At 43.7% G+C, this 13,668-nt stretch carries 14 protein-coding genes; 2 read left to right on the top strand and 12 right to left on the bottom strand.

Features of this window, described 5'->3' with window-relative positions; genetic code table 11:
- Positions 1–25: 25 nt before the first annotated feature.
- From ACFQWC_RS16940 to ACFQWC_RS16890, 11 genes are all read right to left on the bottom strand, one after another.
- On the bottom strand, positions 26–1,543 hold the full coding sequence (locus tag ACFQWC_RS16940; protein ID WP_377108619.1) for an aldehyde dehydrogenase family protein: 1,518 nt from the start codon (positions 1,541–1,543) through the stop codon (positions 26–28).
- A 24-nt stretch (positions 1,544–1,567) separates the two neighbouring features.
- The gene (locus ACFQWC_RS16935) at positions 1,568–2,341 is read right to left on the bottom strand and encodes an enoyl-CoA hydratase-related protein (protein WP_299741401.1); all 774 of its coding nucleotides are present in this window, start codon (positions 2,339–2,341) and stop codon (positions 1,568–1,570) included.
- A gap of 12 nt (positions 2,342–2,353) precedes the next feature.
- Complete coding sequence (locus ACFQWC_RS16930) at positions 2,354–3,133, bottom strand: enoyl-CoA hydratase/isomerase family protein (RefSeq protein ID WP_299741400.1); 780 nt, start codon at positions 3,131–3,133, stop codon at positions 2,354–2,356.
- Positions 3,126–3,434 carry an EthD family reductase gene (locus tag ACFQWC_RS16925; protein WP_377108617.1) on the bottom strand — a complete coding sequence of 103 codons (309 nt, stop codon included), beginning with the start codon at positions 3,432–3,434 and terminating at the stop codon, positions 3,126–3,128. The genes ACFQWC_RS16930 and ACFQWC_RS16925 overlap by 8 nt, the downstream gene beginning before the upstream one ends.
- A 42-nt stretch (positions 3,435–3,476) precedes the next feature.
- On the bottom strand, positions 3,477–3,956 hold the full coding sequence (gene paaD / locus ACFQWC_RS16920) for a 1,2-phenylacetyl-CoA epoxidase subunit PaaD (protein ID WP_299741399.1): 480 nt from the start codon (positions 3,954–3,956) through the stop codon (positions 3,477–3,479).
- Between the two features lie 13 nt (positions 3,957–3,969).
- Positions 3,970–4,788 carry a 1,2-phenylacetyl-CoA epoxidase subunit PaaC gene (gene paaC / locus ACFQWC_RS16915; RefSeq protein WP_299741398.1) on the bottom strand — a complete coding sequence of 273 codons (819 nt, stop codon included), beginning with the start codon at positions 4,786–4,788 and terminating at the stop codon, positions 3,970–3,972.
- Positions 4,785–5,141: a 1,2-phenylacetyl-CoA epoxidase subunit PaaB gene (gene paaB / locus ACFQWC_RS16910; protein WP_113968566.1), complete on the bottom strand. Its 357-nt coding sequence runs from the start codon at positions 5,139–5,141 to the stop codon at positions 4,785–4,787. The genes paaC and paaB overlap by 4 nt, the downstream gene beginning before the upstream one ends.
- A gap of 15 nt (positions 5,142–5,156) precedes the next feature.
- Positions 5,157–6,125: a 1,2-phenylacetyl-CoA epoxidase subunit PaaA gene (paaA, locus tag ACFQWC_RS16905; protein WP_299741397.1), complete on the bottom strand. Its 969-nt coding sequence runs from the start codon at positions 6,123–6,125 to the stop codon at positions 5,157–5,159.
- 73 nt (positions 6,126–6,198) lie between these two features.
- Positions 6,199–7,524, bottom strand: coding sequence for a phenylacetate--CoA ligase family protein (locus tag ACFQWC_RS16900; RefSeq protein WP_377108613.1), 1,326 nt, complete (start codon positions 7,522–7,524; stop codon positions 6,199–6,201).
- Positions 7,525–7,985: 461 nt separating this feature from the next.
- Entirely contained in the window at positions 7,986–9,584 is a 1,599-nt protein-coding gene (locus ACFQWC_RS16895; RefSeq protein ID WP_377108611.1) for an MDR family MFS transporter, read from the bottom strand.
- A gap of 13 nt (positions 9,585–9,597) precedes the next feature.
- On the bottom strand, positions 9,598–10,053 hold the full coding sequence (locus ACFQWC_RS16890; protein WP_299741394.1) for a MarR family winged helix-turn-helix transcriptional regulator: 456 nt from the start codon (positions 10,051–10,053) through the stop codon (positions 9,598–9,600).
- A 247-nt stretch (positions 10,054–10,300) separates the two neighbouring features.
- Between ACFQWC_RS16890 and ACFQWC_RS16885 the strand changes: the two genes are divergently transcribed.
- Positions 10,301–11,143, top strand: coding sequence for a YitT family protein (locus ACFQWC_RS16885; RefSeq protein WP_299741393.1), 843 nt, complete (start codon positions 10,301–10,303; stop codon positions 11,141–11,143).
- 134 nt (positions 11,144–11,277) lie between these two features.
- On the top strand, positions 11,278–11,961 hold the full coding sequence (locus tag ACFQWC_RS16880) for a GntR family transcriptional regulator (protein ID WP_299741392.1): 684 nt from the start codon (positions 11,278–11,280) through the stop codon (positions 11,959–11,961).
- Positions 11,962–12,013: 52 nt separating this feature from the next.
- Here the strand turns inward: ACFQWC_RS16880 and ACFQWC_RS16875 are convergent, their stop codons facing one another.
- The gene (locus ACFQWC_RS16875) at positions 12,014–13,570 is read right to left on the bottom strand and encodes an ABC-F family ATP-binding cassette domain-containing protein (RefSeq protein WP_299741391.1); all 1,557 of its coding nucleotides are present in this window, start codon (positions 13,568–13,570) and stop codon (positions 12,014–12,016) included.
- Between the last annotated feature and the right edge of the window lie 98 nt (positions 13,571–13,668).

The following is a 13,668-nucleotide window of genomic DNA, read 5'->3' as shown; positions in this document are numbered from 1 at the left end:
ACAACCCCTGCTTGTTAATGTCTTCTTATACACCAAATGGATTTAACGGACGGTTACCGAAGTAAGAAATGATACTCTTTGTTTCTGTGTAAAGGTCGAGCGTTTCAACGCAAAGCTCACGGCCGAATCCGGACTGCTTGTAGCCTCCGAATGGAGTACCCGGGAATGCGGAGAACGGGCAGTTCACCATCACGATTCCGGCTTGGATCGCTTTCGATACTCTTGTCGCACGGCCATGGTTTTGAGTCCAAACAGCTGAACCGAGACCATATTCACTATCGTTGGCCATTTTGATCCCTTCTTTTTCATCTTTGAATTTCATTACCACAACGACTGGTCCGAAGATTTCTTCTTTTACAACCTTCATATCGTGATTCACGTCCGTAATGATGGTCGGCTCATACCAATAGCCCTTTTCGAAACCTTCTACTTTTGCAGGACTTCCACCAACCAGGATTGTGGCTCCTTCTTCTTTGGCAGATTGAACATAACCGTCGATCGTATCCAGCTGCTCCTGGTTGATGATCGCACCGATATGAGTTCCTTTATCGTTGGGGTCAGCCAGTTTCAGTTTCTTCGTCTTTTCAACGAACTTTTCCATGAACTCATCGTAGATATCTTCGTGTACATACAATCTGGAGCGTGCTTCACAGGACTGACCTGTATTATAGAAGATTCCGAACAGGGAACCATCCACTGCTGCATCAACATCTGCATCTTCAAAAACGATATTAGGTGATTTCCCTCCTAATTCAAGAGTCACTCTCTTTAACGTTTGGGACGCTTTTTCCATAATGTTTTTACCGATAGGTGTTGACCCTGTGAAGGCAACCTTATCAACCTTTTCATGCTCAACTAAGTAATTCCCGACAGTGGAACCTGCACCAGGAATGACGTTTACAACCCCTTCAGGAACTCCTGCTTCAATACAAATTTCACCAAGTACAATGGCTGTCAACGGTGTAAGAGTTGCAGGTTTTACGACAACCGAGCAGCCCGTAGCAATCGCCGGTGCAATTTTCCACGCTGCCATCATCAATGGATAATTCCACGGAATGATTTGAGCACATACACCGACCGGCTCTTTCTCCGCAACATTCATGAATTGACCCGGTACATTATTGACCGTGCCACGATGGCCCACAATCGCTCCTGCATAGAATTCAAAGTCTTCGATCGCTTGCATCACTTGACCTTGTGCAGCGGATAGTGATTTCCCGCTATCCATGATCTCAAGAGAGACAAGTTCATTAAAACGTGATCTCATAATGCCTGCAATTTTATTGAGCACGCGGGAACGCTTATTGATCGGGAACTTCTTCCACTTACCGTAGTCAAACGCGTTTCTCGCTGCTTCAACCGCTTTTTCAGCATCTTGGGCGGATGCAAGTGATACGGTGGCAATGGCTTCACCTGTTGCTGGATTATACGTCGTAAAGGTTTCACCCGAAACGCTTTCCATACGTTGACCGTTGATCACCAATGAATAATGCTCTCTTTTCATTTCAAGGACTTCAAAGCTTTGCTCTTTAACTGTAGACATAACTCCATCTCCTTTTAGGTTGATTTATTTTCCGTGAAAGGCTGGTCTTCGTTTCTCCATGAAGGCTGCCACACCTTCGCGATGATCTTCTGTCTGACCTGCGATCCGCTGGGCACAGGCTTCTTTTTCTAAGTATTCGTTAAAGGATAGATCCGCGCTTCCCTTTAATAAGCGCTTCATCAAGCCGATTGCTTTCGTCGGCATGGCGGCGATTCTTTCGGCAAATGCAGCTGTTTCTTCCTGCCACTGGTCGAGAGAGATGATTTTTGTGACCAAGCCAAGCTTTTCAGCCTCTTCTGCTTTTATTTTTTCGCCAAAAACAGCCAGTTCCAGCGCTTTTGCATAGCCAACAATCTTCGATAAGTAATAGAGGTTACCTGAATCCGGTACTAATCCAACGTGAACAAATGCTTGCACAAAGCTCGCCTTCTCTGAAACGAGCCTGAAGTCACACGCCAGGGCCAGGCTGAATCCCGCTCCTGCTGCCACTCCATTGACGGCGGCAATCACCGGTTTCTCACACTGCTCAATTTCTTTCACCATAGGGCCGTAATTATTTCTAAGCACCTCTCCATGATCCATGGATTCATCTACTTCACTTAAATCCTGCCCCGAGCAAAAAGCCCGGCCTTCACCTGTAATCACGATGGCTCTCACTTCTTCATTTCGTGAAGAGTCCTTCATGGCCTTTTGGATTTCCAGATTGAGTTGACGAATGAAAGCATTCAGTTTATCCGGGCGATTTAAGGTAATCCAGGCTACGTTATTTTTCACTTCATATTTAATGGTTTCGAACATGATGCAGCCCCCTTATTTTCCTTTGAATTCCGGTCTGCGTTTTTCCACAAAAGCCTTCATGCCTTCTTTCTGATCTTCAGAGGCAAAAAGAAGATAGAAGTTCTTCCGCTCATATTGCATCCCTTCATAAATCGAAGAATCAACGGCTTTATGAACAGATTCTTTGATCAATCTCAAGGAAAGCGGTGGCTTGGCAGCTAATTTCTTCGCAAATTTCTCTGTTTCTTCTATTAATAATTCTTTCGGAATCGCGCGGTTGATGACTCCCCACTCAAGGGCTTGAGTTGCTGTAAACATGTCTCCCGACAACAACCATTCCATCGCCCTTGATTTACCTATCAGCTTGGTGAGCCTCTGGGTTCCGCCCGCTCCAGGCATGACTCCAAGATTCACTTCAGGGAATCCGAAGCTTGCATCCTCAGAAGCGAATAGAATGTCGCAGCAAAGAGCTAACTCAAACCCGCCCCCTAACGCAAACCCCTGGACCGCCCCGATGATCGGTTTCTTGATCCAGGCAAGGCGGTCCCATTCCGTGAATTGATTCAAGAGCTCTAAATCTATGGCACCGTCTTCCGCCATTTCATCAATGTCTGCTCCTGCAGCGAAGGCTCTGCCCCTACCAGATAAAACAATTGCTTTTACACTGTCGTTCCGGTCGAATGCCTCGAAAGCATTGACTAACTCCGATACCATAGGACGATTGATGGCGTTAAGAACTTTAGGTCTATTCAATTCAATAAAACCAAGTCCGTCCCTCTCGCTCACTACGATATATTCGTACTCTTTACTCATTCACTTCTTCACCGATCATAAGAGTGACTAACTCTGCGGCGAAGCCCATAAGGTCCTTCCCGGAAGCTTTGCCTTCATCGGATTTCATGGCTGCTTTCATCGCTTCATGATTGTCATAATACATTTCGCACATTAAGTAGTATTTGCCTTCTCCGCCCATAGGTGAACCGACGATTTTCGTTACATCCATCTTTTTAAGGCCAGGAATTTTTGCTGTGATCGGAGCGTGGGTTTTGAAGTAATGTTCATCGAACTTCTCTTTGTTTTCAGGGTGCTTATACAATGCGATTAGTTTTACCATAGTGGAATCTCTCCTTTGATTTTCAGTAGTTTTATAGATACTTCACATCATTGTCGATATTGGTTTCATGGCTTCGAACGGGTTGCGGCATTGCTTGCAGTATAGAATGCTTCTGCAGGCGGTGGGACCGAACAGATTCTCCATGGAGGTATAGGGGGAATCGCAATATGGACAATGAATCTCCCAATATTCTTCCCCATTGAATTGTTCAGGCGGAGGTGCAATGCCGAATTCCTTCAGTCTCTCCCGGCCATTTTCGGTTAACCTGTCTGATGTCCAGGGAGGAGAATAAACGAACTGAACCTGCACGGATTGAATTCCAAGCTGATCCCGACACGCCTTCTCCACATTCCCTTTAATTATTTCCAATGCAGGGCAGCCTACAAAGGTTGGCAGGAGTTCAATCATCAGGGCATCTTCCTGGTGATGTATGCGATTGACCATTCCAAGATCTACAATGCTGATGGAATCAATTTCAGGATCTTTCACTGTTTGAAGAACTTCTAAAACGGTTGCAGTCATATTCCTTCATCCTTTACCAGCTTGCTGCGGGATTTGTGTTATAGACTTCGCTTAATGTAGAAAGTGCCGTATCCAGTTCAGGGGTGTGTTCACCTAAGCGACCATTCCCTTTTTTCATGTTTACATTCGGAGGAAAGGATAGTTGAGTAGATTGGAAGACAGGTTGAAGGGCCAGCTCCCATCGTTTCGTTAAGCTTTCTTCTCCTTCGATCAGAGCCATAAGGGACATTTCTTTCCCCATTGGCCCCAGGGTCAGAACTCCCTGGAATTCATTTAATACTCGTTCAATCGCCTTATTCATTCGCTCCCTTGCTTCCCCGCCGGCATTCATTAATTGAATGAACCAGGTTTTCCAGTGCAGCAGGTGATAATATAATTCTGTGTTGATTTTGATCGCCATTTCGGCAAGTGGTTCATAGGAGGAGTTCTTTAACGAGTCAATTCGCACCTTTTTGGCGACGCTGTAGAAATAATGTCTTACAACAGCAAAGGCCCAGTCGTAACGGGGTTCTTGTAAGTAGTTTCCGGGACCATTCACTTCTTCCAGTAAGATGGCATTTCTGCGTTCTGACGCCTTCCTTCCATGTGCCAGATGGTCCTGATCCCCTTCCCCTAATTCTTCAAGGAGCTGATAGAACATGGTGGCATGCCCCATCGTGTCTTGATTAATGGAGGAAAACGCGACATCCTCTTCAATATGAGGAGCGAGTCCCAGCCATTCAGAACCGCGGTAAGCAAGGATGAAATCATCGTCGGCCAGTTGATAGAGCAGGCTCAGAAGCGCTTCTTTATAATCTGCGTTCGGAAGGTCATTTGGACTTTTCACTTTCATTTCTTCTTCACCAACTCTCCCCATGACATGATTTCTTTCTCATCCAGCATTTCCTGTTCGTACTGTCTCCACTTCTTCTTCAGATAACCGTAGCCTTTGGCGTTTCGGTAATCTTTATTATCAAGACGACCGACACTCTCTCTTTCCTCGGGTGTCATCATCCGGACGTCCGACCGCTTCACAACCCATATATCCGAGACCGGCTCTCTTCTCATGAAATTCTCTTGAGCCATCACCATGGCAAGCTCATGGTTGGGTGCCAACAGACTGAATTGATGCTGCATCTGCGCACCGTCCGTCCTCTTACTAAACACTTCAAATTCCTGATAAAAGTTCTGCCCCTTGTCAGACATCCAACTCATTCCTTTCTAGCTTACTTGGTCACTAGGGCTTAATGCTTCCCGAACCCACGCATTATTGTCGTAGGATAGTTCTCTTAAACGAAGGCGATCCTTTGATTTCGGACCCTTGTTCCGAATGATTTCCTTGAAGCGGTCCCAGTCGGGCTGCTTATAGATCCATAAATCCTGCTCTTCATCGAAATACATTGTCTCATCGGGAAGTGTCAGTCCTAACGACAGCATCCTTGGAACATATTTCGTGAAAAAGTCCTGTCTCAGCTGTTCATTTGTTTTCGTCCGGATGTTGTATTTAATAGTGATGTCCTGTTTAGAGGAACCTGTCGTTTTCGCATCACCCGGTCCAAAGAACATAAGAAGCGATTCCCACCAGCGGTCCACTGCATCCTGAACTAATGCCCTTTGCTCGGGAGTTCCTTCTGCCAGGGCCATGATGATGGCTTCACCATGCTGTGCGTGGAACACTTCTTCCGCACAAATCCGCTTTAGCGCACGGGCATATGGACCGTATGAAGCATGGAGCATATTCGTCTGTGTGATGATCGCTGCCCCGTCCACAAGCCAGCCGATCAATCCAGCGTCTCCCCAGGTAGGTGCCTCCATGTGAAAGACGTTATGAAACTTTAAATCTCCTGAAAACAAATCTCTCATAATGTGCTCACGTGTTTTCCCGTAAGGCTTCATTAAATCTTCTGCTACACGAAGCAAAAGCTGTCCATGGCCCATCTCGTCCTGAACCTTCGCCATGATTCCAAGCTTCCTTCTTAGTGTAGGTGCTTTCGGTACCCATTCCTTCTCGGGAAGTGCCCCCATGATTTCACTGATCCCATGCATGGAAATCAGCTTGATCAGTGCATTTCGATATTCATCCGGCATCCAATCATCCGCTTCGATCTTTTCGTCATTTTCAATCTTTCTCATAAAATGAGCCATACGCTCTTCGTCCGTCAGTTGTTGATTTGATAATACGTCACTCATTGTATCTCCTCCTTTATCACACAGTTACTACGCGGGAACTTTATTGTGTGATAACTTTTTTTCTCAAAAAAATTTATTGATACATGGCTTCTCCTCTAAGATCCACAATCCGGATGGCTTTCCCTTCTGAACGGGGGATTTCTTTCGGTCCCCTGATTTTCACATCCATGGAAACATAGCAACGATCTTTCATGAGGCTTTTCACTTTTGCTTCCAATTGATTCAAGTGTTCATGATTTAAATCGTTAGACACTCCTTGAAAGCATTCATCTGTGACTTCAACCTGCAGCTCCACTAAATCGAGTGCCCCTTTCTTCTTTAAGTGAACCTGATAATGTGGTGCAAGCTCATTTATTTGAAGCAGGAAGTGTTCCATTTCAGATGGAAACACGTTCACACCTCTGATGATGAGCATGTCATCCACTCTTCCTTTCACTCTGGACATCTTTACCGTTGTTCGCCCACATAAGCATGTTCCGTTCTGAATCGAAGCGATATCTCCGGTTCTATAGCGGATGATTGGAAAGGCTTCTTTTGTTAAACTTGTAAACACAAGCTCACCAATTTCCCCTTCTGGGAGAGGCTCTAATGTATCAGGATGAATAACTTCCACGAGAAAATGATCCTCTGCAATATGGAGACCATCCTGGACTTGGTGACATTCCATCGCAACCCCTGGTCCAATGACTTCGCTTAAGCCATAAATGTCGCACGCTTTAATATCCATCTTTCTCTCCAATGTTTCTCTCATCGCATTAGACCAAGGCTCGGCCCCGAATATTCCATATCGCAAGGATAGTGAAGCCGGATCCTTCCCCTGTGCCTCCATTGATTCTGCTAAATTGAGAACGTAAGATGGCGTGCCGCATATGACCGTGGGCTGAAAATCTTCCAATAATGTAATTTGTCTGGACATGTTTCCGCCTGATACCGGCACCGTGATCATCCCAAGCTTCTCACTTCCATAATGAAGTCCCAAACCTCCTGTAAACAGTCCATATCCGTATGCATTATGCAGGACGTCCCCCGGTTTTCCACCTGCCATGGCAATGGCCCGGGCCACAATTTCCCCCCACATGTTGATATCGTTCTGGGTATACCCTACAACCGTTGGCTTGCCACTTGTTCCGGAAGAAGCATGGACCCTTACCATTTCTTTACGCTTGACCGCGAACAGGCCAAAAGGGTAATGCTCCCGTAAATCATTCTTTTTTGTAAGCGGTAACATTTTTAGGTTTGACAAAGACGTTATATCCTGTGGCTTCAGACCTCTCTGATCAAATTGCTCACGATAAAAAGGGACTCGTTCATACACATAAGCAGCAATATGTTGTAATCTCTCCAGTTGAAGGCGTTCCATTTGCGATCGACTGGCAGTTTCAATCTCATGCAAAATCAACGTATCGGCCTCCTGTCACTATATAAAAATATATTTATATAACGTTATTAATTCGTTTATGTAATTATGTGTTATATTTATCTACTCAAAAGATAACGTGTCTGTTGGAAATTGTCAATATATTTTCAGAAAATTTCATCAAAACGCATTCATAGGCTGCTGAGTGAGAAGAGATCTTGGGGAAAGGTATCTTTCTGGTGCGAGGCATAGAGGGGCGTGAGAATCCGTTTCGCCGTTATATTTGGAATATCGCCGTTAAAATGAAAATTTCGCCGTTATCCTATCGGAGGTTTCTATGAACCAAGTAAAATATAGCTTTTATTTGATAAGTGAGTAAAAAGATTATATCATTTTCTATAAAATAACGATTTTCTCGCATAGGATTCTTACTTATGCCAACCGAGGCCGGAAAAACCAACAAAAAGCCTGCTTTGAAATCACTCCAAAGCAGGCTTTTCTTATTATTCAGTGGCCGGTTTAAGCGTTGTCTCCTCTTTGATCGCTTCTTCCTGCAACTCTTTATCTCGTTTGATTCTTCCATTTCCGACTGACAGGGCCACTCCCACGCCAATCGCGATAAAGATTAAACCTGTCAAGAATACAGTTGTGAAGGCATCAGACCATGCTGTTTCAATGGAAGCAATCACGATGCTGCCAATCTCTTTCGGAACTTCCAGTAAACCAGGTGTGACAAGCAGGCCGAACAGGGCATCTGTTTTCTCACTTAACCCTGCAAGGATTTGACTTGCAGCTGGATTATCCTGCTGTGCCGTCACTTCCTTCATATTCTCTTGAAGTGACTGATTCATAACGGCGTTCAATACTGTAATCCCAATCGTTCCACCGATCGAGCGGAAGAAGGTGGCCGATGATGTGACAGCCCCCAATCGGGACTTAGGAAATTCATTTTGAACAGCAATCATAAGTGTTGGCATCACCAGACCCATTCCAAATCCCATGACCACCATAAAAAAGTATGCTGTATATTCTTTAGAATCCGGACCCATCGTACTCATCAAGAAAAAGCCGACTACAGTAGTGAGCATACCTGCCGTAAGGACGGTGCGGTATTTCAGTTTCAGCAATAATCTGCCTCCGATGATACTTGCCATAATCATCGCGATCATCATTGGAGTCATCGTAGAACCTGCCTGGGTTGGTGTAACTCCGAGAATACCCTGCATGAACATCGGTACAAACATAATCGCTCCGAACATTCCCAGACCAAGAAGGAAACCTAACGCATTCGTCGTCGCAAACACTCTATTCTTAAACAGGCTTAGATCCAGGATTGGTTCTTTTGCTTTGTTTTCGATGAAACCAAACAGAAGCAGTAACACGATGGCACCACCAAAAATCAGAAAGCTAGTTCCTGACGTCCTCTCGAATTTGTCTCCTCCGAAATTCAACCCTATCAGTAATAGCACTAACGCCGGAATCAGGGTGATGATCCCCAAGTAATCAATGCTTACCTTATCTGTCGGGCGTCCTACATTTTCATACTTCAAACCGATGAACAATAGGAGTGCCGATAATAAACCAAATGGTACGTTTATCAAGAAAATCCAGTGCCAGCTGATGGTGTCCACAATGAAACCGCCAATAAATGGACCGATCACGGAGCTTAATCCGAATAATGCTCCAAATACCCCCTGCCACTTTGCACGCTGTTCAGCTGTGAAGATATCCCCAATAATCGTTTGGGACAGGGGCATGATCATTCCTCCGCCAATCCCTTGAAGACCGCGATATAGAACGAGCTGCTCCATGGAAGTGGCCGTTGCACACAAGCCCGATCCGATAATGAAAATGATGACCCCAATCAAATACAATAAACGTCTACCATATAAATCCGATAGTTTCCCCACGATTGGTGTAACAGTGGTGGAAGTAATTAAATAAGCCGTGGTTACCCACGCAAAAATAGAAAAACCGTTTAGCTCAGCGATAATAGTTGGCATTGCTGTCCCAACTACGGTTTGTTCAAGTGCACTAAAGAACATCCCGATAATTAAACCGGTTAGCACTAAGCGTTTATTAATCCCTGGTTGTACTGACATATGTGTTCTCTCCTTATTCTTCTGTATTGTTCTCAACAGCTGCAGCGAGCTTCTCGTAAATCGTTACCAGTTGATTTACATCTTCTTCATCAAGATAAGCGAGATACTTTGAAAAAATTTCTTTCCTTTTAGCTTTTCCTTTCTCGAAAACCTCATGTCCTTCAGAGGTTAGTTCCAGCTTCACAATTCTGCGATCCTTCTCATCTCTTTCCCGGATAACAAAATTGTTTTTAAGTAAACGGTCGATCATCACCGTGATCGCACTGGGTTTTACATCGAGCTTATCCGCAAGTTCCGTTGATTTTGTTCCTTCCGATGTGGAAAGGAGATAAAGAATATAAAACTGGGGACCTGTTAAGTTCATTTCTTTTAATGAGGAAGCCAGATCTTGTTGAATATGACGATTCGAAATTTGAAAAGCTGTAAATAAACGATCTATATAGGAATGTTTAATATGTTCTAAGTCCACTTTACCCCTCCATCTCTTTTCATGTCATTAATATTTAACCTGTTTAAATATTAATTAGGTTACGTAAAAAAGTCAATCCTTTTTTCTCCATGTATTCTGCTTAAAAAAAGTCAGAAAAAATCCATAATAAAAACTTTTATAAGTAAATGCTTACATTGGATTTTTCCATTTACATCCCAGTTTCCACTCTTTATAATCGGGTTGATTGTTTTTAAAACTACCGTTACTGAAAGGAGCTTGCTCCAAGATGAAACAAGTTCAATCCTTACTAAATATAACTTTGGGCGCTTTTTTGATTGCGCTGAATATACATTTTTTCTTATCACCAAATAGGATCGGCACAGGTGGGACCAGTGGTGCAGGCATCGTTCTATCACAATTCATGGATTTACCTGTTGGAGTGATTATGTTTGCACTCGATATGATTCTATTTATTCTCGGCTTACTTCTGATCGGCCCCAGCTTCGGTCTGAAATCGGTCTTCGCAAGCCTCTCACTAAGTGGCATGGTATGGGCTTTAGAGGTGTATCATCCCCTCCATAATCCCATTGGTCATGATGTTCTCATTCAAATTGTGATTGGTACGCTCATTGGGGCCATTGGAGTCGCAATGATCTTTAATCAAGAAGCTTCCGCCGGTGGAACGGGGGTTCTTGCCAAGATCATTCACAAGTTCACAGGTCTTGAGCTGGGACGCGCAGTCCTCGCATCTGATATTCTGATCGTCATTTCGTCTGCCTACTTATTCGGACTTCAGATTGGTTTGTATGCATTCTTTGGATTGCTATTGAAGGGAATGATGATTGACAGAACTCTTCAGTTTTTCAATGAAAACAAAGAAGTAGTGATCATCAGCGAGCATAGTGAGGAAATTAAGCAATTTATTGTCGGAGACCTGGAAAAAGGAGCAACGCTGCATTCAGCTAAAGGCGCATTTTCAGATGATCAAAAAGAAGTCATCACGACCATTCTTGATCGCAAAGACTTCTCGAAATTAAAATCATATATTCAATCAACCGATGAAAAAGCATTTATTACCGTACACAGCATGAATGAAATATGGGGACAGAATTTTAAATCCTTCGCTTAAGAGGTTTTTAAGTGGATGATTCAGTCAGGTGTTTTCTCAAATCTCAACCGATTTTGAAGACACGTGATTATGGATCCTCCTCTTTTTCGTATATGATAGGTACTATGAAATATTAGATTGAATGGATGATGAACGTGAAGAAGAGACAAACCGCAGAGTTTAGAGTATATGGGCAACTGAAGGATGCCTTACTGGCCAGAAAGATCGCCCCGGGAACCCAGCTTGTCGAACAAGTCATCTCTATGAAGATGGCTGTAAGCAGAACCCCCATTCGACATGCGTTGAAAAGACTTGAATTAGAAGGACTGGTTCAGATCATCCCAAACCGGGGAGCTTTTGTCGTCCATCCCACAAGAGAAGAGATCATCTCTTTCTTCGAGTTAAGGAAGGAACTTGAATACCTTACCGTTAAGTATGGTCTGCCTAAAGTTAAAAAAACCGACATGCCGAGGCTCTACACCTTTCTTAAGGATGAACAGGAAACCTATAGACAAAAGGACCTGTTAAAATATGTAGAACTCAATAAGCAGTTTCATCTATTCCTGGCCGAAGTCAGCGGGAATAAATTCCTGATGCGCTACATGGATGAAATGCTTACTCAGTCCAACGTCTATCTATTCTTATTTGATGTATTTTATCATGTGGAACCCGGCGAAAACGTACGTTTCAGAGAACACGAAGAAATGGTCAAAGCCATCGAAAACCGCGATCAACAAACCCTGCTGGAATTAATCGACCTTCATATGAAGCATAGTTTTGATGACTTACGTTTAGAGGATAATGGATATTCATCATTGGAAGATGTTTTGGAGGACTAACATAAAAAGGCGGATTCTCAAGCTTTAAATGCTTGTGAATCCGCTTTTTCATTTAGAATAATTTCGTCGTCCAGTTTTCACAGTTCCATACTTCCGTCGCCACATCCTGATAGAATTCAGGTTCGTGACTGATTAAAAGGACGGTACCTTTATATTCTTTAAGGGCACGTTTCAATTCTTCTTTTGCCTCTACGTCTAAGTGGTTGGTCGGCTCGTCAAACACCAGGACATTCGATTCTTTGTTCATCAATTTACATAGTCGTACCTTTGCTTTTTCTCCCCCGCTCAGTACTTCTACCTTGCTTTCGATATGCTTTGTCGTCAGTCCGCATTTTGCAAGGGCGGCACGCACTTCTGCTTGATTTAGGGATGGGAACTCATTCCACACCTCTTCGATGCACGTATTATTATTCTTTGTCTTGATTTCCTGCTCAAAATAACCAATATGAAGATAGTCTCCCAATTCCACTGAGCCTGATATTGGTTTGATTTCTCCTAAAATACTGCGTAGAAGAGTCGTCTTCCCGATCCCGTTCGCTCCAGATAGGGCAATCTTCTGACCGCGCTCCATCTTGAGATTGAGTGGCTTCGACAATGGTTCATCATATCCAATTACAAGGTCTTTCGTTTCAAAAATGACCCTGCCAGCGGTTCTCGCTTGTTTGAAATGAAACTCTGGCTTCGGCTTTTCGGCAGCCAGTTCAATCATATCCATCTTATCCAGCTTCTTCTGACGTGACATCGCCATGTTACGGGTCGACACACGCGCTTTATTGCGGGCAACGAAATCCTTCAGCTCTGAAATTTCCTGCTGTTGTCTCTTGAATGCAGATTCGAGTTGCTGCTTCTTCATTTCATGAACCCGTTTGAATTCATGATAATCTCCCGCGTAACGATTCAATTCTTGATTTTCCATATGATAAATAAGATTAATGACACTATTTAAGAATGGAATATCATGTGAGATCAGGATAAACGCATTTTCATATTCCTGCAGATAGCGTCTCAACCAATTGATATGCTGCTCGTCAAGGTAGTTAGTAGGCTCATCGAGTAAAAGAATATCCGGTTTTTCCAGTAGAAGCTTGGCCAGTAAGACTTTCGTTCGTTGCCCTCCACTTAAATCGTGGACATCCTTATCCAACCCTATATCATCTAATCCAAGGCCACGGCCAATTTCCTCTACTTTTGCGTCTATGATATAAAAATCATTATTTGTCAGGGCATCCTGTAGTGTCCCTGTTTCCTCGAGCAATTCTTCCAGCTCTTCCGGAGATGCTTCCCCCATTTTGGCAAAGAGCTCATTCATTTCTGTTTCCATATCAAACAGGTATTGAAAGGCTGTCTTCAACACATCCCGGATTGTCATGCCCTGCTTCAACTGTGCATGTTGATCCAGATAACCGATACGGATCCGCTTCGCCCACTCCACTTTTCCTTCATCGGGCTCAAGCTTACCTGTAATGATATTCATAAATGTAGACTTTCCTTCTCCATTGGCACCGATCAAGCCGATATGCTCACCCTTTAACAAACGGAAAGAAACGTCATTAAAAATCGCACGGTCACCGAACCCGTGAGTTAAATTTTTGACTGTTAATAAACTCATATAGTAAACACCTTTTCTTTATATACTAAACTTCGCTCTCTCTATTATAAGGGTCATTTTGCTTAGAAGATAGAGGGAAATGAGCTGATGCTTTTTTC

The sequence above is a fragment of the Rossellomorea sp. GCM10028870 genome (genome assembly GCF_042666755.1).
Taxonomy (GTDB): Bacteria; Bacillota; Bacilli; order Bacillales; family Bacillaceae_B; genus Rossellomorea.
The sequence above is the reverse complement of the archived record's forward strand: the minus strand, read 5'-3'. Positions and strand labels throughout refer to the sequence as shown.